The organism is Kangiella japonica, assembly GCF_039523535.1.
Lineage (GTDB): Bacteria > Pseudomonadota > Gammaproteobacteria > Enterobacterales > Kangiellaceae > Kangiella > Kangiella japonica.
This window is the reverse complement of the sequence record NZ_BAAAFM010000008.1, coordinates 331,733-355,180: the sequence shown is the minus strand read 5'-3', so window position 1 is coordinate 355,180 and position 23,448 is coordinate 331,733. Positions and strand designations below refer to the sequence as shown.

Here is a 23,448-nt window from a genome sequence, read left to right as displayed (position 1 = left end):
AAAGACGACTAAGAGTCGTCTTTTTTGTTGGTTTTCTTAGTGGATGTTTTTTTATCCTCTATCTTATCTGCTTTTTCCGGAGTCTTATCTGGTGTCGATTTGTCTGAGCCATCAGTCCTCTCATCCGTGTCTTTTTCGCGTTTATCCTGATGTTTCTCCAGCAGATCTTTAGCCTTTTCGTTGTCTTTATCGAGGCCAAGAATTTTCTCCGCTTCGTCTAAGCACTCATCAAAGAGGCGCTGTTCGCACAGAATTTTTGCCTTTAGTTCTCGCGCTATGATATAGGAGCTATCGCGGTCGAGTAGGTCTTTCAGAACCGTTAAGCTTTGTTGCTTATTGCCTAAATCTGATTCTAACTTCGCTAAGGCGTAAGCTGAATGAATATTTTTTTCATCAAGCTCAAACGCTTCGGTATAAGCAGCTCTGGCCAAGTCATTTTCACCAATGGCATGATGTGCCTGGGCCTTTAACTCAAGCGCCTCAATATCTTTGGGATGATTTTTCAGCAGCTGATTAATGATTTTGATGCTTTCTTTATAGCGCTCGAATTTGAAGTTTTCATTGGCGTAAATAAAGGCTACGCGACGGCTTTCTGGGTAGATATTGAATGCATGTTTAAGACTATTAAACCCTGGTAGCTCTTGCACACTATGCAGCTGTAGCTGACCATTGAGAAGGTGCGCTTCAGCACTGTTCGGCAGCTTTTCAGCTAGCGATGCAGCAATTTTTTGGGCTTCTTCGTATTGTTCCAAAAGGAAGAGGCCACGCGCATACTCAAGCTGGCTTGGCCAACCGATAACTGAATCCTCAAAAAGATCCTTGTCAAAAGCTTTTATATGCTTTTCATCTTTTTCAACGACCGCAAGCTTTAAGCGTAAATAACGGTATAGATTTTTATTGCTAAACCGTTTCTCTTTATCAATAGCTTTCGCAATATCATTGGCTTTGTCGTAGTTTTGATCACTAAAAGCAATGATTAAGCTTAGGAGTAGTTTCTCATCATCATCTGCTTGCTTGGCTGACTTTGCGGTCTTTGTTGCTTTATCTAGATTACCCGCGGCGAGGTAATTTATACTTTGCATTAAGATTGTGTCGACAATACCACTCGAGCGCTTACGTGCCTCTTTGTAGCCTTCTTCCGCCTCAGCAAATAGTAACTGCGAGAACAGGTAGTTGGCGCGCTTTAGTGCCGGGGTGTAACGGTTTGGCGCTAAAGACGATGCTTTACGATAGGTTTCGAGAACTTCTTTCTGCGAAAACTTTGGAAGCTTCTGTTGCGCTTCGGCTAGGTGTAGCCAACTGGTACTGTTAGTTGGCTGATACTCAATGGCTTTTTTAAAGCGTTTGGCGGCTTTGTCATACTCGCCAAGTTCGAAATAGGCTTTACCTAAGTTCCGGTAAGACTTCGCCTTGCGACGACCACTGGTGGTGTTCACTGCATATTTAAAAGCTTTTACGGCTTTTTCATATTGCTTCGCATCATGCAGCAATAGACCATAATTAATAGCGCTTGCTTGATGGTGAGGGAAGCGCTCTAACTGTCCTTGGTAGGCGCGTATAGCGCGATCAATCTCGTTGTCCTTGCTCAGCGCTAGGGCATAGTAAAAACCTGGACGCTCTTGGTGACGCATCGAGCGGGGTAGTTTACCAATTAATGTATGAGCTTTTTTGTAGTCACCATTAGAAAATAGCTGTACAGCAGCCCTAAATAGAATTTCGTTTTTGTCCGCTTCATTAAAGCCTTTTAGAGGCTCGAGACGATGAATACGCCACAATACTTTCTTTGAGAAGTCGTAATCAGATAATGCGAGAACCGTATCTTTGATAACTTTATTAGTAATTTCACCTTCAGATTGACCCTCTGGCACTGATTTCGGAATATCAAATTCATCATCGTCACTGCCGGAGTCCACGCTTTCACTCGGACTATCGTCGACATCGATTTGAATTAATGTGCCGTCATTGATTACTTCTCTTTGATCGTGCTCAATGATTAGCAAAATTACTGTTAAAACTAGAGCAATCGCACACAACGCAGGTGCCGACAGCCCTTTATTATATCTTGGTGTTGTCACGTGCCGTCTCCATTTCTCCAGAAAAACCTTTGTGCTGTACGTTCTGAATTTCGAGGCCAGGTCTGCCGTTAACTTCGAGCACCATAGGCCCCAGCTTTTCGTCAATACAAATATCCACACCGATATAGCCAAGTGGGATCGCTTTTTGGGAGTTTTCTGCTATTTGCTTAATTTTATTCCAGAATGGAACCTGCACACCGACAATATTAAAGCCGGTATCGGGGTGTTTTTGTAGCTCTTTGCCTTTAAAGCTGCACTTAGTGGTTATCCCAGTTTCAATATCAACACTGAGGCCAATAGCGCCTTGGTGAAGGTTTGCTTTACCTTCAGACAGCTTCGTCGGCACGCGAAGCATACAGCTAATGATTTCTTGATTACACAAGATGACGCGAATATCGCTTAGGCCTAAATTGGCAATTTTAGCTATGCCGTGATGCTCAACCAGTAGGGGCTCGATGTAAGCTGTATCTGGTTGACCGTCCTGTGCGAAGTTACCCGTTATAATTTCAGACACATGATAGCGAATATCCACTAGGCTTAAGCGTTTGCCAGAGGCTGTGATAAAGGTACCGTCGTCATTTTTGACAATAACTAAAATACCGTTACCTTGTGAGCCACGATTTGGCTTAACTACGAAGCTATTAAAGTCCCGTAAGTGCTCAACGAACTCATCAAGGTTTCTGAAGCTATCGCACGAATCTAGCGTCTGAGGAACCGGCACGCCGTGTTGTAACAAGACTTTCTTAGTTTCAATTTTATCAATAGCCAGCTGTAGTAATTTACGGTCATTTAGCTTGTAGACGTAGTCGCGATTACGCTGGTTGATCCCCATGGTATTGTTTTGCTTGTTAATTTTCTTAAAGCGGAAAAGCTCTGAAATACGTAGTCCAGTCCATTGCCCAATGAAGATTTGTGCCGCCATTACAAGCAACAAACTTTCTGGGAATAGGGCAAAGAAACTTTGCAGGGTTATCGAGGAGAAGGCTAAGTAACACACTGCAATCATAACGATACTGCCTAAGCTTGTTATGATCAGCTCGCGCCAGTTATTATCCTGAGACATGTTGCTCAAACGCTCAGCAATAAAAGAAATAATGACCACAGGGAACAAAGTCATCATGCCCATTTGTAGCGGCGTTTGTTCGCCGAGCACCATAAAGATTCCGATAAACAAAATGGTGTTTAGGGTAATAATGGCTGCTAAACGAGGAATCTTGAGAAGTTTATGTTTGTCGAAAAAGACCTGTCCAAGCCATGCGGTCATCAAGACGCCAATAAAGCCGAATAAACCCAGCCAGAAGCCGGTATAAATACAAGCTGCCGAGACTAGCATCGGCATGAAGATACCAAAAGTTTTAAGGCCTAAGACGTTTCGTGCAAAGGATATCAAGAAAGCAACGAACGGAAATAATAGGAAGATCCCTGCTGTTTTATTCTCAATCCCTAGCTTTGCTAACAGTGACGCCGCATTGAAGAACGTACCTTCGTCATTGTCGAAGCGCAACAAAGGAGCGGCTATATGCTCACGTTTGATATCAAAAATATAATCAAAGTTAATGTTGCGCGTATGGCTAAACAGCGCTTGGTCATCAATGTATAGCTCAAGATAATTATGAGGGATTTTGGCAAAGTGATTGTTTAAGGGATCAAAAGGCACCCAGTGACCTTGAACATAAGCTTCGACCCACTGGTGTGATGTTTTCTTTTTAGAAGTTTCAAGAATAACGCCACCCACCAATCGCGTTGGAATACCATTTAAACGTGCTAATGCCGCGAAAAGCCGACTTTTACCGTTACAGCTAGCCCGCTTTAGAACCATGGTTGTAATGGCATCTGTGGTCCCTTTAAAAGGCGCGCCTTCGATTTCGTTATAAGTGTAATCGTGAATAGCTCTTAGTGTAGATAACAATTTACGTTCTTTCGGTTGGATATTCATCCAAAGCTCAAGAATTCGGGGATCGTTAACCTGAATCACATCAGTTGGCTCGAGCCAGCGCTTAAGGTGAGGAGGGTAGTCGGTTGGAATATCGAGTTCTGGATCGATTTCGTATTTTTGCTCACGCGACGAGATGATTGCACTGTAGCGGATTGGTGTGGTCGAAAAACCTGTCCAAACACCTTGGCGACCGACTAAAGACTCGTTATTGGTAAACTCTAGTGTTCCTGACTGGAGAGATTCGTTAATAACTTCTTGCCTTTCGTTTGTTAGCGGCAAGTAGGTACGATTAACGATATCTTCGTTACCCGCATCAAACGTCATGGTAATTGAATAGCGGTGCAATAATTCCGCGCCGAGTTGTTTTACGTGGGATGGTTGCAACCATAAATGTAGGGTAAGCAAAGCTAATCCCAAGAGGGCAAACCAAACTGACGGTTTATTAAGTTTCTTTAGCATATTTTTACGGGTGTTTCCTGCGCAATAAATAATAACGACCGATAGCAAAGCAACTAACTTTGGCTTAACTGCCGATAAAGTGTAGCAATTGTAAAGCATTAGTGCTTTATGGGTGTGAAAAGCCTCACAAGTTAAAAAGCGTAAATAAAGTTAAAATTTTAAAGGTTAAGCTGTATATAAGCCTATTAATAGACTCTTGGCAATAAATTATAGAGGAAGATTTTGCAGTAGGGCTGATGTTCACTGGTAGAGCAGTCTGTTAATTGCTCTGCCAGTGAGTTTTCTGTGTCTTAAAGGTGGAAGTTGACGGCTTTGACAACTTCTGGAGGTAGCTCTGGTAATGACGAGCGAGGGATTAAGAAGGTTGTCAGATTGAACAAATCTCTGAAGAAACGATTATTTTGAGTTGTTTGCTTTAAGTAATCATGTCCCGATGAGCCACCTGTACCAATTTTGGTTCCTAACATGCGGTGAACCATTGTCGTGTGACGATAGCGCCAAGTGGTAAACTTCTCATCAATATCGATCAAGCCTTGTAGCAAACGGAAAGGCGAATTGAGCATTGGTTGCTCACGATAAAGGTTGATGAAAAGGGCACTTAAAGTCGCTTCTTGGCTCAAGCGGAATCGGCCCTGTTGCTTTAATTCTTGGTATTTGTCCTTATCGAATAAGGCGTCGAAGTTAGCGTGTGTATTTGCTAAATCATTAAGCTGGAATGTTTTTTCAGCATCTGTTAAATAGTCAGCTTCTTTGATGACTTGCTCATCATGCGCTAGCATTGCTTCTACCGCCTCTTTGTACTTTTCCCAGAACTTAAATTCACCAAACTCCAAGAAAGGCATGCGTTCGAGCCAGCTTTCGACAGCATCAAACAGACTTGGTTGCTCTTCAAGGTTCAATAAATAGTTGCGGTCTTTTTCGTTAAGGCGGTTATAGAAAGATTTTTTATCGAAATTAATTCGGAACTCAGACTTTAGTCCTAATAAGATTTCAATTTCTTTAAATTGAATACTTTGGAAACCCGAAGCTGGAATTAGGTAGTCGCGGAAGTCTAAGAAATCTAGCGGAGTCATGGTTTCTAGAATATCAATCTGATCAACCAAAACATCCTGAATGCGGTGAATACGCTCTATGCGAAGATTTACAGTGCTTAACTTATCTTCGTCGACGTGTTCTTGCGAAAGCGTGGGTAAAATAGCATGAATTTCGTGCAAAACCTGCTTGAACCAGAGCTCGTAAGCTTGGTGCACAATGATAAACAATGTTTCATCATGTGCTTCTGCACCATACTTTTTGCTTTCTGGGTGTTGTGCATCTAATAGCTTATCTAGCTGTAGATAATCAGGGTAATAACAAGGTTTAACGTTCTTCTGCATAGTCCACCAGCTTATATTCTGTTTATAAAGCACTATTCAGGGCGCTAAGCTAATACGAGACGAGGCGGACAGAAATTTTAAAGAGGCGTTTAGTATTGCTAAATAACGAATCAAATTTTCTAAGGCCGACGACGTATCGTTAACGATTAGTGCCATGAAACAAAAAAGGAGTGGCTTTTACGCCACTCCTTTCCGATTATAGACATTTCAAAAAAATAATGTCAGCAAAGATTTTAACTTTTTTAAGCTAAAGTTTTCGCCTTATTTTCTTTCTTTAATATCGACATAATCACGTTCTTTCTCACCCGTGTATAACTGGCGAGGTCGACCGATTTTACGGCTAGATTCGCCCATCATTTCATTCCACTGTGAAACCCAGCCGACAGTACGCGATAATGCGAAGATTACTGTGAACATGTTAGTTGGGATACCGATAGCATCTAGGATAACGCCTGAGTAGAAATCAACATTCGGGTAAAGTTTTTTCTCTACGAAGTAAGGATCTTCTAGCGCCATTTTTTCTAGCTCTAGAGCCACCTTGAACGTTGGGTCGTCTTGCTTACCTAATAGCTCTAATACTTCGTGAGCACTTTCACGCATTACTTTTGCGCGTGGGTCGAAGTTTTTGTAAACACGGTGACCAAAGCCCATTAAGCGGAACGGATCGTTTTTATCTTTAGCACGAGCAACAAATTCTGGAATGTTTTTCACATCACCGATTTCACGCAACATGTTCAAACAGGCTTCGTTTGCACCGCCATGAGCAGGGCCCCAAAGACAAGCGATACCTGATGCGATAGCTGCAAATGGGTTAGCGCCCGATGAGCCAGCTAAACGTACTGTAGACGTTGAAGCGTTTTGCTCGTGGTCTGCATGTAAGATGAAGATACGATCCATAGCTTTAACTAAGATTGGATCTGGTTTCCAGTTCTTCTCAGAAGGCATGCTGAACATCATGTTCAAGAAGTTTTCAGCTAAGCTCATGTCATTGTTTGGATAAACGAACGGGTGGCCCACTGAATAGCGATAGCACATAGCAGCGATTGTTGGCACTTTTGAAATCAAGCGAAGAGCACTGATATCACGGTGTTGTGGATTGTTAATATCCAATGAGTCGTGATAAAACGCTGACAAGGCTCCAACGACAGAGACCATGATAGCCATTGGATGAGCGTCACGGCGGAAACCGTTAAAGAAGCTCATCATTTGCTCATGGACCATGGTGTGGTTGTTAATTTTTGCTACAAATTTCTGGTACTGCTCTTTATTTGGTAGCTCCCCATTCAATAATAAATAGGCAACTTCTTCAAAGTTTGAGTTATCCGCCAACTGTTCGATCGGATAACCGCGATAAAGTAGCTGTCCTTTGGCGCCATCAATATAAGTGATCTTTGATTCACAAGCACCAGTAGATACATAGCCAGGGTCGTAGGTGAAATAACCCGCTTTCCCTAATGCACCAACGGCGACAACGTCTTTACCTAGACTTGGTGATAGCACGTCTAGGGTGAGTTCTTCGCCATTTGGTAGGCTAAGTTTAGCTGTTTTATCCGACATATAGTCTCCTCGGGACAATAAATTGCTTACTTTTTAATCTAAAAGCTGTGTTTAAGAGTAAGAAGGCCACACATTCTACAAAATTTTGAATAAATTTCATAAATTAATTTTATGTCTTTTTGTAGATAAGCTTAAGTTTTAACCACCAAATGAAAATAGGCAAGGGAATTAATTGTAATCGGTGGTAAGCACTTATATAATTTCCCCCTGAAATATGTATCACTGGGGAGTTCGTCAGGCTATTTGTATTTCTGGGTCGAACATACATTGCTATTGTAGAAATCCTGGCGAAAGCATAAACTCATGCCTTCTTCGACCAAGGCAATAATTTGTAAAGATACGTTGTGATTAAAAAGAGACCAAAAAACTTAGATCTTACTACGGTAAGACAACCTATACCTGCAATATCATCAATCTTGCATCGTATTACAGGTGTTGTTCTATTCATTGCTATGCCAATCCTTCTCTGGATGCTGCAAAAGTCGTTTGATAGTGCGGGCTACGCCGAGCTACATGCGATGTTCACTGAGTCATTCCTTTGGCAATTCATCCTTTGGGCTATCTTAACTTCGGTTGTTTACCATGTATTCGCAGGTGTTCGTCACTTGTTAATGGATATGGGGATCGGAGAAACGCTTAAAGGCGGCCGCGTAAGCGCGTGGAGTGTCATCATTCTTTCAGCTATCTCAGCAGTATTATTAGGAGTGTGGGTATGGTAACTACCGTCACTAGCTTAGGCCGTTCAGGTCTACACGATTGGGTGTTGCAACGCCTATCAGCGGTAATCATGTTGGCCTACGTAGTTTACTTGGGCTACTTCTTTGCAACAACACCAGAAGTTACGTTTGCAGCATGGCAGGGATTATTCGCGAGCACCTTCATGAAGGTATTCTCGTTTTTAACTCTGTTATCAGTTGTTATGCACGCTTGGATTGGTCTATGGATTGTTTCTACGGACTATATGCCTAAACTAAGTATTCGTATCGTTTTCCAAGCGATTGTTATTGTGATTTGTCTTTCACTCCTTGTGTGGGGCATCCAGATATTGTGGAGCTTATAAAGCATGTCTATACCTACGTACACTTTTGATGCCGTAATTGTAGGGGGCGGTGGCGCTGGTATGCGTGCCTCGCTACAACTTGCTAAAAGCGGCCAAAAGGTGGCATTAATCTCGAAAGTATTCCCAACCCGTTCGCACACAGTATCTGCCCAAGGCGGTATTACAGTAGCGCTCGGTAACTCTCACCCAGACGATTGGCGCTGGCACATGTTCGATACCGTAAAAGGTTCGGACTATATCGGTGACCAAGATGCGATTGAGTACATGTGTGAAAATGGTCCAGCAGCTGTTTATGAGCTGGAGCACATGGGCTTGCCGTTCTCACGTCTGGATAACGGTAAAATTTATCAACGTCCTTTCGGTGGCCAGTCTAAAGAGTTCGGTGGCGAACAAGCTGCGCGTACTGCTGCAGCGGCAGACCGTACAGGCCACGCGCTTCTACACACCTTATATCAAGCGAACCTAGCTGCGCAGACTGAATTCTTCAATGAATGGTATGCGATGGACATCGTTCGTAACGAAGAAGGTGATGTTTGCGGTGTTACGGCAATGTCGATTGAGACTGGCGAAGTTGCCTTGTTTAAGTCGCGTGCAACAGTATTCGCAACAGGCGGCTCGGGTCGTATCTACGCATCGACTACTAACGCATTGATTAACACTGGTGACGGTGTTGGTATGGCGTTACGTGCTGGTTTACCGGTACAAGACATTGAAATGTGGCAGTTCCACCCAACGGGTATTGCTGGCGCTGGTGTTTTGGTTACTGAAGGTTGTCGTGGTGAAGGTGGTTATCTTATCAATAAAGATGGCGAGCGCTTTATGGAGCGTTATGCGCCAAACGCCAAAGACTTAGCATCGCGTGACGTTGTTGCTCGCTCGATGATGAAGGAAATTCTTGCTGGCCGTGGTGCTGGTGAAGAGGGTGACCACGTATTCTTGAAACTTGATCACTTAGGTGAGGAAGTTCTGAATAAGCGCTTACCGGGTATTAGTGAGCTTTCTAAAATCTTTGCTCATGTCGATCCTGCTAAAGATCCAATCCCAGTGGTTCCAACCTGTCACTATATGATGGGCGGTATTCCAACGAACAAATTTGGTCAAGTTATTGACCGTGATCCGAATGGCGAGGAACGTATTGTTAAAGGTTTCTACGCAGTCGGTGAAGTTGCTTGTGTATCGGTACATGGTGCAAACCGTCTTGGTGGTAACTCGTTGCTTGATTTGGTTGTATTCGGCCGTGCAGCAGGCTTACACCTAGAAGAGTCGTTACGCGAAGGTGAGCTTCCGTTCTCTGAGTTCAATGATTCAGACGCTGAGCGTTCTATGGCGCGTTATAAGCGTTGGGAAGAGTCGAGTGAAGGTGAGAATGTTGCTGAGTTGCGTAAAGAACTTCAGCAGACGATGCAGAACCACTTCGGCGTATTCCGTACTGGCGACTTGATGAAAGAAGGTCTTGAGAAAGTTAAGAAGCTTCGTGAGCGCATGAAAAACGCTGTGTTAAAAGATAAGTCGAAAGGCTTCAACACAGAGCGCGTTGAGTGTCTTGAGCTTGAGAACTTGATGGAAGTTGCTTACGCTACAGCAATGGCTGCGGACTTCCGTACAGAAAGTCGTGGTGCACACAGTCGTGAAGATTTCCCAGACCGTGATGATGAGAACTGGTTAGTACACTCAGTTTTCTATCCGGAAACTGAAGAAATGGGTACTCGTGACGTTAATATGCACCCTGAAAAAGTTGATGCTTTCCCGCCGAAAGCTCGTACTTATTAATCCGTAACGGCAAAGCATAAAGAGTATAATTATGAAATTTAAAATTTACCGTTATAACCCTGAAACGGACAAAAAACCTTACATGCAAGAGTTCGATATCGATATTGCTGAAGGTTCTGACAAAATGTTGCTAGACGTATTAGTAGATTTGAAAGAACAAGATCCTACTTTGTCGTTTAGACGCTCGTGTCGTGAAGGTGTTTGTGGATCTGACGGCCTTAACATCAATGGTAAAAACGGTTTAGCGTGTATTACTGCGGTTTCAAGCTTGAAGTCACCAGTAGTTATTCGTCCATTACCAGGCTTACCAGTGATTCGAGACCTAGTGGTTGATATGGCTCAGTTCTATAAGCAGTATGAGAAAATCAAGCCATACTTGATTGCAGACACTGAAACTCCAGCTAAAGAGCGCTTACAGTCTCCAGAAGACCGTGAGAAGCTTGATGGCTTATACGAGTGTATCTTATGTGCTTGCTGTTCAACTGCTTGTCCATCGTTCTGGTGGAACCCTGATAAGTTTGTAGGCCCATCAGGATTGCTGCAGGCTTACCGCTTCTTAGTGGATAGCCGTGACACGCATACAGAAGAGCGTTTGGCTGATTTAGATGATGCTTACAGCGTATTCCGCTGTCGCGGTATCATGAATTGCGTGGATGTTTGTCCGAAAGGTCTAAACCCAACAAAAGCAATTGGTCATATCCGTTCTATGTTGCTGAAAAGTGGTGTATAATTAGCAATATCTAATAGTGATTAACCAAAACGTTGATAAGGTTGCTGTATTAGTAGCAAATTGAACAACGAGTAAATCGCAGCTCTAACAGTTAGGCTTCGTAAAATCGGGGCTTAACTGTGTTAAGAGTTGCGATTTTTGGTTATCATAGCGATACAAATACCGAGAAGTGGTGTTAAATTAAAATGAAAAACGGCTTAGAGGCAATGTTTGCTAGTGCCTACCTTTCCGGAGGTAGCGCCGCCTATTTAGAAGAACTTTACGAACAATATCTTGAAGATCCTCAATCAGTCGATGCCGAATGGCGTGCAAAATTCGATGAGTATGAAAAGGTAAACGAAAAGGCTGAAGTTCCACATGGTGCTATTCGTGAACATTTTCGTCAAATCGGATTAAATCGTCAGAAGTTGGCTTTCAGTCAAGGTGGCGATGCAGCTGCAGATCCTAAGCAGGTCAAAGTTCTCCATCTAATTGAATCTTATCGAGCTCGTGGTCATCACCACGCAAAAATTGATCCACTTGGTTTGTGGAAACACCCTTATCCAACAGATTTAAGTCTTGAAGCATACGACTTAGGTGATGTTGACCCGAATAAAAAATTCCATGTAGGTAATTTAGCCGGACCAGAGCAACAGTCCTTAAAGGAAATTGTTGAACGTTTAGAATCGACTTATTGCGGTTCAATTGGCGCTGAATTCCTACATATTAACGACCTTGAAGAGCGTCGCTGGATTCAAGAGAAGCTTGAATCGGCATCCTCTTCACACAAGTTCCGTGATGAAACTAAAGAGAAAATTCTTGAAGGTTTGACTGCGGCGGAAGGTCTTGAGAAATACTTGGGCTCTAAATTCCCAGGCGCGAAACGTTTCTCGCTAGAAGGTGGTGACAGTTTAATCCCGATGATGCGTGACTTTATTAACCAGGCGGGAACGCAAGGTACTAAAGAAATCGTCATCGGTATGGCGCACCGTGGTCGTTTAAACATGCTTGTCAACGTGATGGGTAAACGACCAGAAGTCCTGTTCGATGAATTTGCGGGTAAGAACGCAGTTGTTGAAGAAGGCAATTCTGGTGATGTTAAATATCACATGGGTTATTCAAGTGATGTTGAAACTGAAGGTGGTCCAGTTCACTTGGCCTTAGCCTTCAACCCGTCGCACCTTGAGATTGTCAGTCCTGTTGTTTTAGGTTCTGTTCGAGCGCGACAAGAGCGTCGTAATGATACAAACTGTGAGCAAGTTGTTCCTGTGTTAATCCACGGTGACTCAGCGTTTACAGGGCAGGGCGTCGTGATGGAACTCTTTAACATGTCACAGGCTCGTGGCTTCTACGTTGGTGGTTCTGTTCACTTGGTCATCAACAACCAAGTAGGCTTTACAACCTCAAAGATATTCGATACACGTTCAACAGCCTATTGTACGGACGTTGCGAAGATGGTCGAAGCACCAGTTTTCCATGTTAATGGTGACGATCCTGAAGCCGTTTTATACGTGACTCGTTTAGCTCTTGAGTTCCGTAACAAGTTTAAGAAAGACGTGGTAATTGACTTAGTGTGTTACCGCCGTCATGGTCATAACGAAGCTGATGAGCCAAATGCGACTCAGCCAGTTATGTACCAAAAAATTAAAAAACACCCAACCACGCGTAAGGTTTATGAAGATCAGTTAATTTCAGAAGGCAGCATTTCGAAAGAAAAAGCCAAGAAATTTATTGATGATTATCGCGATTTGTTAGACAAAGGTGATTCGGTGGTTTTAAACCGAATTCCGACCTATAAAAATGAATTTAGCGTTGATTGGAGTCCTTTTGTTGGGCAGTCTTGGAAGTCACCTGCTGATACGGCTATATCAAAAGAAACTTTCGATAGATTGGCCGAGCGTATAAGCGACTACCCAGAAAAATTACCGTTACAGCGCCAAGTGAAAAAGCTAATGGCTACTCGTAAAGAGATGGCTAAGGGCGAAGTTAAAATGGACTGGGGTTTCGCAGAGACTTTGGCTTATGCCACTTTACTTGATGAAGGTTTTGAAGTTCGTCTTTGTGGTCAAGACAGTGGTCGTGGAACATTCTTCCACCGTCATGCTGTATTGCACGACCAAGACGACGCAGAAGTCTATATCCCGCTACAGAACATCAAAGAAGATCAGCCGTTGTTTACGGTAATTGACTCTGTGTTGTCTGAAGAAGCGGTAATGGCATTCGAGTACGGTTATTCGACTAACGAGCCAAACTCTATGGTAATTTGGGAAGGCCAGTTTGGTGACTTTGCCAATGGTGCTCAGGTTGTTATCGACCAGTTTATCAGCTCAGGCGAACAGAAGTGGGGGCGTTTGTCCGGCTTAACATTGTTCTTGCCACATGGTTATGAAGGTCAGGGTCCTGAACATAGTTCAGCACGATTAGAGCGTTTCTTACAGTTGTCAGCTGAGCAGAACATGCAGGTAGTGGTGCCATCGACACCGGCGCAGGCTTTCCACATGATTCGTCGTCAAATGGTTCGTGAGCTTCGTAAGCCATTGATTGTTATGACACCTAAGAGCTTACTTCGTCATCGTGATGCAGTTTCAACTGTCGAAGACCTAACCAATGGTCAGTTCTTAAATGCGATTGATGAAATTGATCAGTTGGATAAAAAGAAAGTAGAGCGGGTGGTTATGTGCTCCGGTAAAGTTTATTATGACTTATTGAAAAAGCGTCGTGATGAAAAGCTGGACCATGTTGCGATTGTTCGTATTGAACAGCTTTATCCGTTCCCGCATGAAGAAGTACAAAAAATTCTTAAATCATACAAAAATGCTAAAACATTTGTATGGTGTCAAGAAGAGCCGAAGAATCAGGGCGCTTGGTATTGCAGTCGACATAATTTAGACGAAGCGGTGCCTTCAAATGAGCCAGTGATCTTTGCGGGTCGTGCAGCTTCAGCAGCTCCTGCCGTTGGTTATGCGAGTATCCATAACGAACAGCAAGCGAAATTAATTAATGATGCGTTAGGTTTAGACTAAAACGCTTCCATAACAGTTTTAAAATTTAATAAAGGTATAAGGTTATAACATGGCTATCGAAATTAAAGTTCCTGTATTGCCTGAATCAGTAGCGGATGCAACGATTGCTACTTGGCACGTTAAGCCGGGTGAAGCGGTATCTCGTGATCAGAACTTGGTCGATATTGAGACTGATAAAGTAGTTTTGGAAGTTGTTGCGCCTGAAGATGGTGCTATTTCTGAAATCTTAAAAGATGAGGGTGATACGGTTCTACAAGAAGAAGCGATCGCCAAGTTTGAAGCTGGTGCCGGCGGCGGCGCTTCAGCATCAAGTGATGACTCTTCTGATGAGAAAAAAGAAGCGCCTAAATCTGACGAGAAGGCAGGTGATAATTCAACTGAATCTTCGAAAGATAGCGACGTTTTATCACCAGCTGTTCGTCGTTTAGTGGCAGAGCACAATTTAAACCCTAGCGATATTCCTGCGACAGGCAAAAGCGGTCGTTTAACTAAGGAAGACGTTGAGAAGTTTATTAAAGACGGCGGTAAGAAATCAGCTCCAGCTGCAAAGTCGTCAACAGATGCTCCAGTATCTGCTGGTTTACGTGAAGAAAAGCGTGTTCCTATGACTCGCTTGCGTAAAATGATTGCTACTCGCTTGGTAGAAGCACAGCACAATGCAGCGCTACTTACGACCTTCAACGACATCAACATGAAAGAAGTTGTTGAGTTGCGTGCGCGTTACAAAGAGCAGTTCGAGAAAATTCATGGCACACGCCTAGGTTTCATGTCGTTCTTTGTTAAGGCTACTGTAGAAGCGTTAAAGCGCTTCCCAGCAGTAAATGCTTCTATCGACGGTGATGATATTGTTTATCACGGTTATTACGATATCGGTGTGGCGGTTTCTTCACCACGCGGCCTGGTTGTTCCAGTATTGCGTGATGCAGATACAATGAGCCTTGCTGACATTGAAGCTAAAATTCGCGAGTTCGGTCAAAAAGCTCGCGATAACAAATTGACTGTCGAAGAGATGACAGGCGGTACCTTTACTATCTCTAACGGTGGAGTTTTTGGTTCGTTAATGGCAACGCCAATTATCAACCCACCACAAAGTGGTATTCTAGGTATGAATCGCATGGAAGACCGTCCAGTTGTCATTGACGGCGAAATCGTTATTCGTCCTATGATGAACGTTGCGTTATCGTACGACCACCGAATCATTGATGGCCGTGAATCAGTAGGCTTCTTGAAAACAATCAAAGAGTTTATTGAAGATCCAGCGCGCATCTTATTGGATGTCTAATTAAGTATTATCAAGTTTATGCCGAACTTAATGTTCGGCATTTTGTTTTTTTATTAAAGTGAAATTAGGAACATCAAATGAACCTACACGAGTATCAAGGTAAACAATTATTCCGTGAATACGGTTTACCAGTATCTGAAGGTTATGCAGTCGATAACCCTCAGTCAGCTTTTGAAGCTGCTGGTCAAATCGGTGGTGACATGTGGGTTGTAAAAGCTCAAGTTCACGCTGGTGGCCGTGGTAAAGCAGGTGGTGTAAAGCTTGTTAAAACTAAAGAAGAAGTTAAAGAGTTTGCTAAGCAATGGTTAGGCAAAAACTTAGTAACTTATCAAACTGATGCTAATGGTCAGCCTGTTAGCAAAATCTTAGTTGAGTCTTGCACAGATATCGCTCAGGAGCTTTATTTAGGCGCAGTAATCGACCGTGCTACACGTCGCGTTGTTTTCATGGCGTCGACTGAAGGTGGTGTTGAAATCGAAACTGTTGCTGAGGAAACTCCAGAGAAGATTCTTAAAGCAACTATCGATCCATTAGTAGGCCCTCAGCCATACCAAGGTCGTGAGTTAGCGTTTAAATTAGGTCTAGAAGGTAAGCAAGTAAAGCAATTTACTCATATCTTCATCCAGCTAGCTAAAATGTTCGTAGAAAAAGACCTAGCTCTTCTTGAGATTAACCCACTAGTGATCAAAGAAGATGGCGACCTACATTGCTTAGACGCAAAAATCAACATTGATGGTAACGCTTTATACCGTCATAACCAATTGTCAGAAATGCACGATCCTTCGCAAGAAGACGAGCGTGAAGCGCATGCTGCTAAGTTCGAGCTTAACTATGTAGCGTTAGATGGCAACATCGGTTGTATGGTTAACGGTGCTGGTCTTGCGATGGGAACAATGGACATCATTAAGTTACACGGTGGTGAGCCAGCGAACTTCCTAGACGTAGGTGGTGGTGCGACTAAAGAGCGTGTTTCTGAAGCATTTAAAATTATCCTTTCAGACGACAACGTGAAAGCAGTATTGGTTAACATTTTCGGTGGTATCGTCCGTTGTGACCTTATTGCTGAAGGTATTATCGGTGCGGTTAAAGAAGTTGGTATCGAAGACCCTGTTGTTGTTCGCCTAGAAGGTAACAACGCTGAGTTAGGTACAAAAGTTCTTGCCGAGTCTGGTTTGAATATTATCGCGGCAGAAAGCTTAACTGACGCAGCCAAAAAAGTTGTTGCTGCAGCGGAGGGCAAATAATGAGTATTTTATTAACTAAAGACACTAAAGTTATTTGTCAGGGTATCACTGGCTCACAAGGTACTTTCCACACTGAGCAAGCGATCGAATACGGCACAAACATGGTTGGCGGTGTAACTCCTGGTAAAGGCGGTCAAACGCACCTAGGTTTACCAGTATTCAACACAGTAGCTGAAGCTGTAGAAAAAACTGGTGCAGAAGCGTCGGTTATCTATGTTCCAGCTCCTTTCTGTAAAGATTCTATCCTTGAAGCAGCAAACGCTGGTATCGAGCTAGTTATCTGTATTACTGAAGGTATTCCAACTCTTGATATGTTAGAAGCTAAAATCGTATGTGACCGTTTAGGCGTACGTTTAATAGGCCCTAACTGCCCAGGAGTTATCACTCCAGGTGAAAGCAAGATTGGTATTATGCCAGGTCACATCCATAAGCCAGGTAAAGTTGGTATTGTTTCGCGCTCAGGTACGTTAACGTACGAAGCGGTTAAGCAAACAACTGATTACGGCTTTGGTCAGTCAACGTGTGTTGGTATCGGTGGCGACCCAATTCCAGGCTCTAGCTTCATCGACATTTTAGAATTGTTCGAAAAAGATCCTGCGACTGAAGCAATCGTTATGATTGGTGAGATTGGTGGTTCAGCTGAAGAAGAAGCTGCTGCTTACATCAAAAAGCACGTTACTAAACCAGTAGTATCATACATTGCCGGTGTTACAGCACCTCCAGGCAAGCGTATGGGCCACGCGGGCGCTATCATCGCTGGTGGTAAGGGAACAGCTGCTGAGAAGTTTGCTGCTCTTGAAGATGCCGGTGTTAAAACCGTTCGCTCTTTAGCTGACATTGGTGCAGCTATGAAAGAAGTGACTGGCTGGTAATTTACAGCTTAAGCTTAAAAAGCCGTGGGTATCAACTCACGGCTTTTTTTATGCCTGATAATTAATCCAGTCTATGAAATTACCATGAATAATTAACAGTGTAGCTCACTGTTACCTCTCCATTCGCAGGAACTTCGACGTCAAAATGAATATGACGAGAATCTTGTTTAGTAAAGTCATGCGATTTGCGGCCAATCTCCCACTGAGACCAGCGATATAGAGTTTCTCTAATCACGACCTTGGCATCTTCAGGTTTATGGTTGCGCAGCGTGATTTCAAAACTTTCGCTCATAGTGCGAGCTTTGGTATTGACGCGATAGTCGGTCTGAGTTCGCTCGCCTTTAATATCAAAAGCATTGCCCATTTTGATCAGGACGTCTTCGTCTTTAGGCGTATGATCAATAATATCTTCACCAATAAACTCTAAACTACCGTCAGAGTCCTTTTGATTGACGCGAATACGCCCGGCAGGAAGCGGCATGCCCATATTATTTTTATCATTGTTATTGAAGCGTAAATAGACGTTTACGTCGCTTTGTGAGTTTCGACCATAGCTTTGGTTCGTGTTTAGTCCGCCATAACCAAATTGGCTTGATGCATCGAATACAAGCTCTTTACTACAATTAATATCAGTTACTGATGGAAACAGCTCAAGTTGTTTGGTTGAATTATCCGGGAGCGTAGCAGGGCGCCCTAGAGTATACAGGTGGTATTCGAAGAATGCTTTTTCTTGAAAGCCAGATGAGTCGGCTAAAGACTCAGATTTGGCATACATCACCTCAGGTCTGAGCGGGTTTTGACTCTGAGCTCGATTGACATCACCAGCCACTAATTTAAGTTTAGCATCTTCAAAACTGGCACCGGACTGATTGATAATACTGACCCACGCTGAAAGATCGAGTTTACAGTTGTCTTCCTCGCTATAAACTACATTATAATCAGACCACCAAGTCATGCCTTCAGTCTGATAACTTAACTCGATGTCATGCTTACCGGGTTTGTTAGCGTTCAAGTCCCAAACTAAGGTTGGTTTTGTGCGTAAACCGCCCGGTAATTGTGGGAATTTGATATTACTGTAATTATTAATGCTATGAATATTTCCACGATTGTCTTTAAGTACTAGACCACCAGTAGCACTAATTAACTCACCCTCAATTTTATTGATATCGTTACCTTGTACCTGCTCAACAGTAATGACTTTCCCAAGATAGCGTTCTAGTAGTTTTTGTTGACTGACTAAATCAAATTGATAGTTTTGCTCAAGCACATGAGCTTTTGGATCGGTAATTGAACGAAACGATACCGTCGTTGGATCAAGCAGCGCCGCAACATCATTCACTTCAAGGCGGTTCAAGCCCTTCTTAATATTATGAGTTTGAGTGCTTTTAACCACAGCGTATCCAGGAACATTGTAGTTGCGGTGATGCTGGCCTGGAATAGGGCGGTAGCTATTGGGTGAGATAGAGCCTGGTTGAGCACTGCTATAAATGGTGATTGCATCTTTATCGGTGGCAGGTTTTGCTACGCTCATAGAAGGCACTCCTAACGTTGCAGTAATTAATATTGCCAAAAGGCTATATGAGTTATGTTTAATTTGCATGAAAGATTCCTTGTGTTTTAGTGCTTTGACCACTATAAACGTCAGAGTAACCTAAAAGGGTTAGATTCTTCAAAATTTTTAAAAGGTTTAAACATGTACAAACTAAAACTAGTGGTTTTCACACTTTTCTTATTTTCGACTTCAATGTTCACAGCTGTAACACATTCAAAGCTTTACGACCAGGTAGTGTTGCAAGACAGCAAGATTGAGTTTAGCGGGGTTCAAAATAGAAAGACTGAATTCACTGGCCACTTTAAAGAATTTGAAGTTTCTGCAGACTTTAATGCGGAAGATTTAGACGCAAGCTATATCAACGTCATGATCGAGCTTGGTTCTGCCGAGAGTGGCAGCTCAAAACGTGACACAAAGCTCAAAAAAGGAAACTGGTTCGATATTGATAACACTCCTAGAAGTTACTTTAAGTCAGAGTCTATTAAAGCTATATCAGAAGATGTTTATCAGATCCAAGGTGAGTTGGAAATTAAAGGGATAACAAAGCCTTACAGCTTCAAATTGCAAATCCGTGAACTAGTCGACTTGTTGAAACTGTCAGGCAATTTTACAATCAACAGACTCGATTTTGACTTAGGACTTGGTGCTTGGAAAAATCCAGACTGGGTTAAACACGAAGTTGAAGTTGAGTTTGATATAACTGTTAAAAAGCAAAAAGAATAAGGAAAAGTTTTAAAAGGGACGGCTTAACAGTTATTGGTATAAACCATATAGCAAAAGAGTGATGAAAATGTTTAAACCGTTCCTAGTTGGAGTATTGTTATTAGCTGCATCATCAGTAGCGAAAGCAGAGGTTCTTGATATTGATGATCACATGGCTGATAGAATCGTTTCGATATGCAAATTTGTACAAGGCGAAGGCCACCCTGAGCAATTACGCTTAAAAGGTATGGCTTGGTGTAAAGTCGGTGTCGATTACCTTCCTGAAGAATACCAACGCCAAAAGAAATTGGTGAATCATTTATACCAGTCGGACAATTACCAACACTTACTAAAGAATGAAGAGTTCACGTCACAATTACGCAAAGCGCGCCGTCGTATAGCTGAGCTATCTTTAGGGATGTAATTCTGTAATAGCACTAAAATATTAACGTTATAAAAAAGCACCCTTAGGGTGCTTTTTTTGTGGCTTTAAGTTTTGATTACAAGCTAGGTAACTCTAACTCTTTTGCAAATTGATTAAAGACGCCGCTGTCGATTAGTTCACGAATGACTTCGATGTCAGGCCCGAAGTGTCTGTCTTTGTCATAGTATGGAACTTTTTCGCGAATAGCGTCGTAAGCTTTTTGTAGTGTTTCGGAGGTTTTAAGCGGAGCTCTGAAGTCTAGACCTTGTGCTGCACTTAATAATTCAACAGCAATAACGCCTGCGGTGTTGAAGTTCATGTCGCGCAGTCGACGCGCGGCGAAGGTTGCCATCGACACATGGTCTTCTTGGTTGGCTGATGTTGGTAAGCTATCGACGGATGCCGGATGTGCCAAGGTTTTATTTTCAGAGGCTAGGGCGGCTGCGGTAACTTGCGCAATCATAAAGCCTGAGTTTACGCCGCTGTCTTCAACCAAGAATGCTGGAAGGCCACTAAGGTGCTTGTCTAACATGAGTGCGATACGACGTTCTACAATGGCACCAACTTCAGAAATTACGATTGCCAATAAGTCAGCAGACATAGCCACTGGCTCGGCGTGGAAGTTACCACCTGAAATAATGTCGCCATCCTCAGGGAATACTAGAGGGTTGTCAGATACCGCATTCGCCTCTGTTAATAATACAGATGCTGCAAAACGCATATGATCTAAAGCAGCTCCCATAACTTGTGGTTGGCAACGAAGCGAATAAGGATCCTGAACCTTGTCACAGTCTAGGTGTGAGGCGTTAAGTTCGCTGTCTTTAATTAAGTTAAGCAACGCCAAAGCGACTTTTTTCTGCCCGTCGTGTCCTCTCACTTGATGAATACGTGCATCGAAAGGCGCCGTCGAGCCAAGTACGGCGTCGGTCGTTAAAGCGCCGGCTACGATTGCCGCTGAAAAGTTATTTTCGGCGCCAAATAGTCCTGCTAAAGCCAAGGCCGTTGAGCATTGGGTACCGTTTAATAATGCTAATCCTTCTTTGGCGGCTAGAGTTAATGGCTCAAGTCCTGCAATTTTTAAGCCTTCTACTGCGCTCATGATTTTACCATTGTGGCGAACTTCACCAACGCCAATAAGCGTACAGCTCATGTGTGCCAGTGGCGCTAAATCGCCCGAGGCGCCAACAGAGCCTTTTTCAGGGATACACGGGTAGACTTCGTGATTAACGAGCTTAATCAGTGCGTCTACAGTCTCACGGCGCACGCCTGAATGGCCTTGAGACAGACTTGAAAGCTTTAACACCATCAAAAGTCGAACCACATTATCCGGTAATAAATCGCCAATACCTGCTGCATGAGAAAGCACCAAGCTTTCTTGCAGTAATTCGAGTTTTTCACGCGGAATACGTGTTGATGCTAAAAGTCCAAACCCAGTATTAATACCGTAAACGGTTTGGTTGTTTTCGACCACATCGGCAACCGTTTGCGCTGAGCGTTCGATAACTGGATAAAAGTCAGCGTTTAGCTCAATCTGACAAGGCTTTGTGTAGATATCACGGCAATCCGCTAGTGTTAGCTCGCCGGGAGTTAATGTGTACATTGTCATAAATATAACCTTAAATAATACGTTTTATTGTATAAGACTGTCTTGTCAGTTCTTATTTAACCATTGGCAACTTGAGATTGTTTTCTTTGGCGCATTCAATGGCGCTTTCATAACCCGCGTCCGCGTGGCGCATAACGCCTGTGGCTGGGTCATTGAATAATACGCGATTAATGCGCTCAGCTGCTTCATCACTACCATCACAACAAATAACAACGCCAGAGTGCTGTGAAAAGCCCATACCTACGCCACCGCCATGGTGCAGTGATACCCAAGTAGCGCCGCCGGCTACGTTAAGCATGGCGTTTAGAAGAGGCCAGTCAGATACGGCATCCGAGCCATCTTGCATGCCTTCAGTTTCACGATTTGGGCTAGCAACGGAGCCAGAATCTAAGTGATCACGACCAATTACCACAGGCGCTTTTAATTCGCCGTTTTTAACCATTTCATTAAATGCTAAGCCGAGCTTATGGCGTAAGCCCAGGCCTACCCAGCAGATACGCGATGGTAAGCCTTGGAATTGGATGCGCTCTTTAGCCATGTCTAACCAGTTGTGAAGATGTGGATCATCGGCAATGATTTCTTTAACTTTTTGGTCAGTTTTATAAATGTCTTCAGGGTCGCCCGAAAGCGCAACCCAGCGGAACGGCCCTACGCCACGACAGAAAAGAGGGCGGATATAAGCTGGCACAAAGCCAGGGAAGTCGAAGGCGTTCTCTACGCCTTCCTCAAGCGCCATCTGGCGGATGTTATTACCGTAGTCTACAGTTGGGATTCCTGCATGCGCGAAATCTACCATCGCTTTAACCTGAACGGCCATTGATTGTTTCGCGGCTTTAGTGACTTCCTCAGGTGCAGTTTGTGCCTTTTCACGCCATTCCTCTAGTGTCCAGCCTTGTGGTAAATAACCATTCACAGGATCGTGTGCAGAGGTTTGGTCGGTTACTAGGTCGGGTTTCACACCACGTTTTTGTAATTCTGGGAAAATGTCAGCAGCATTACCTAACAAGCCGATTGAGATAGCTTCGCCGTTATCGAGAGCTTCTTGCAACATCTCTAAAGCTTCATCGATGCTTGTGGCTTTTTTGTCAACGTAACCCGTGCGCATTCTGAAATCGATTCGAGTTTCGTCACACTCAACAGCAATCATACAGTAGCCGGCCATAGTTGCCGCTAATGGCTGAGCGCCACCCATACCACCAAGACCACCGGTTAGAATCCACTTGCCTTGAGTCTTGCCATCGAAATGTTGGCGACCAGCCTCGACGAAAGTTTCATAAGTTCCTTGGACAATGCCTTGACTACCAATGTAAATCCAAGAACCGGCAGTCATCTGGCCATACATCATGAGGCCCTTGCGATCGAGCTCGTTGAAGTGCTCCCAGTTAGCCCAGTGTGGCACTAAGTTGGAGTTAGCGATGAGAACACGAGGCGCATCGGCATGGGTTTTAAAAACACCAACAGGCTTTCCTGACTGCACTAAAAGTGTTTCGTCATCGTTAAGCTCTTTTAAGCTTTCAACGATTTTATCGAAACATTCCCAGTTTCTAGCCGCGCGACCGATTCCACCATAAACCACTAGACCGTGAGGGTGCTCTGCAACATCGGGATCCAGGTTGTTCATCAACATACGAAGCGGAGCTTCGGTTAGCCAAGATTTTGTATTGAGTTTAGTGCCGTGCGGAGCTCTAATCTCGCGACTTGCATCAAAGCGATTTGCGTCAATACTTTTGTCGTTTTTGGAAGACTGTGACATTGTAATTCCTCTTAATTCTGTTACTAATACTGTTTCAAAGTACTGTTT

General features: G+C 43.4%; 17 protein-coding genes. 10 read left to right on the top strand and 7 right to left on the bottom strand.

Annotated features, from left to right (window positions below; all coding sequences use genetic code 11):
* Positions 1–8 precede the first annotated feature (8 nt).
* The 4 genes from ABD128_RS10715 to gltA form a co-directional block, all read right to left on the bottom strand.
* Complete coding sequence (locus ABD128_RS10715; RefSeq protein ID WP_343990101.1) at positions 9–2,075, bottom strand: tetratricopeptide repeat protein; 2,067 nt, start codon at positions 2,073–2,075, stop codon at positions 9–11.
* Complete coding sequence (locus ABD128_RS10710) at positions 2,056–4,470, bottom strand: sugar-transfer associated ATP-grasp domain-containing protein (protein WP_343990098.1); 2,415 nt, start codon at positions 4,468–4,470, stop codon at positions 2,056–2,058. The genes ABD128_RS10715 and ABD128_RS10710 overlap by 20 nt, the downstream gene beginning before the upstream one ends.
* Positions 4,471–4,760: 290 nt before the next feature.
* Positions 4,761–5,846: a tryptophan 2,3-dioxygenase family protein gene (locus ABD128_RS10705; RefSeq protein ID WP_343990095.1), complete on the bottom strand. Its 1,086-nt coding sequence runs from the start codon at positions 5,844–5,846 to the stop codon at positions 4,761–4,763.
* Between the two features lie 261 nt (positions 5,847–6,107).
* Positions 6,108–7,403: a citrate synthase gene (gltA, locus tag ABD128_RS10700; protein ID WP_343990092.1), complete on the bottom strand. Its 1,296-nt coding sequence runs from the start codon at positions 7,401–7,403 to the stop codon at positions 6,108–6,110.
* A gap of 344 nt (positions 7,404–7,747) precedes the next feature.
* On the opposite strand from gltA, the gene sdhC reads away from it, so the two are divergent.
* From sdhC to sucD, 8 genes are all read left to right on the top strand, one after another.
* Entirely contained in the window at positions 7,748–8,122 is a 375-nt protein-coding gene (sdhC, locus tag ABD128_RS10695; protein ID WP_343990089.1) for a succinate dehydrogenase, cytochrome b556 subunit, read from the top strand.
* Positions 8,116–8,463 carry a succinate dehydrogenase, hydrophobic membrane anchor protein gene (gene sdhD, locus ABD128_RS10690; protein WP_343990086.1) on the top strand — a complete coding sequence of 116 codons (348 nt, stop codon included), beginning with the start codon at positions 8,116–8,118 and terminating at the stop codon, positions 8,461–8,463. Before sdhC ends, sdhD begins: the two co-directional genes overlap by 7 nt.
* 3 nt (positions 8,464–8,466) lie before the next feature.
* Complete coding sequence (gene sdhA, locus ABD128_RS10685; protein WP_343990083.1) at positions 8,467–10,233, top strand: succinate dehydrogenase flavoprotein subunit; 1,767 nt, start codon at positions 8,467–8,469, stop codon at positions 10,231–10,233.
* Between the two features lie 31 nt (positions 10,234–10,264).
* Complete coding sequence (locus ABD128_RS10680) at positions 10,265–10,963, top strand: succinate dehydrogenase iron-sulfur subunit (RefSeq protein ID WP_265090372.1); 699 nt, start codon at positions 10,265–10,267, stop codon at positions 10,961–10,963.
* 185 nt (positions 10,964–11,148) lie between these two features.
* A complete protein-coding gene (locus ABD128_RS10675) occupies positions 11,149–13,965 on the top strand; it encodes a 2-oxoglutarate dehydrogenase E1 component (RefSeq protein WP_343990081.1) in 2,817 nt (938 codons plus the stop codon).
* A 49-nt stretch (positions 13,966–14,014) separates the two neighbouring features.
* The gene (gene odhB / locus ABD128_RS10670; protein WP_343990078.1) at positions 14,015–15,247 is read left to right on the top strand and encodes a 2-oxoglutarate dehydrogenase complex dihydrolipoyllysine-residue succinyltransferase; all 1,233 of its coding nucleotides are present in this window, start codon (positions 14,015–14,017) and stop codon (positions 15,245–15,247) included.
* Positions 15,248–15,324: 77 nt separating this feature from the next.
* The gene (gene sucC / locus ABD128_RS10665) at positions 15,325–16,491 is read left to right on the top strand and encodes an ADP-forming succinate--CoA ligase subunit beta (protein ID WP_110201513.1); all 1,167 of its coding nucleotides are present in this window, start codon (positions 15,325–15,327) and stop codon (positions 16,489–16,491) included.
* Positions 16,491–17,363: a succinate--CoA ligase subunit alpha gene (sucD, locus tag ABD128_RS10660; RefSeq protein ID WP_343990074.1), complete on the top strand. Its 873-nt coding sequence runs from the start codon at positions 16,491–16,493 to the stop codon at positions 17,361–17,363. Before sucC ends, sucD begins: the two co-directional genes overlap by 1 nt.
* A gap of 79 nt (positions 17,364–17,442) precedes the next feature.
* On the opposite strand, the gene ABD128_RS10655 is transcribed toward sucD, so the two are convergent.
* Entirely contained in the window at positions 17,443–18,894 is a 1,452-nt protein-coding gene (locus tag ABD128_RS10655) for a DUF4139 domain-containing protein (protein WP_343990071.1), read from the bottom strand.
* Positions 18,895–19,056: 162 nt separating this feature from the next.
* On the opposite strand from ABD128_RS10655, the gene ABD128_RS10650 reads away from it, so the two are divergent.
* Positions 19,057–19,638, top strand: a complete 582-nt coding sequence (locus tag ABD128_RS10650) for a YceI family protein (protein ID WP_343990068.1) — start codon at positions 19,057–19,059, stop codon at positions 19,636–19,638.
* Positions 19,639–19,705: 67 nt separating this feature from the next.
* Complete coding sequence (locus ABD128_RS10645) at positions 19,706–20,041, top strand: hypothetical protein (RefSeq protein ID WP_343990065.1); 336 nt, start codon at positions 19,706–19,708, stop codon at positions 20,039–20,041.
* 76 nt (positions 20,042–20,117) lie between these two features.
* Here the strand turns inward: ABD128_RS10645 and hutH are convergent, their stop codons facing one another.
* Positions 20,118–21,647 (bottom strand): histidine ammonia-lyase, encoded by a 1,530-nt coding sequence (hutH, locus tag ABD128_RS10640; RefSeq protein ID WP_343990063.1) that lies wholly within the window; start codon positions 21,645–21,647, stop codon positions 20,118–20,120.
* A gap of 52 nt (positions 21,648–21,699) precedes the next feature.
* Positions 21,700–23,400: a urocanate hydratase gene (gene hutU / locus ABD128_RS10635; protein ID WP_343990060.1), complete on the bottom strand. Its 1,701-nt coding sequence runs from the start codon at positions 23,398–23,400 to the stop codon at positions 21,700–21,702.
* Positions 23,401–23,448 lie beyond the last annotated feature (48 nt).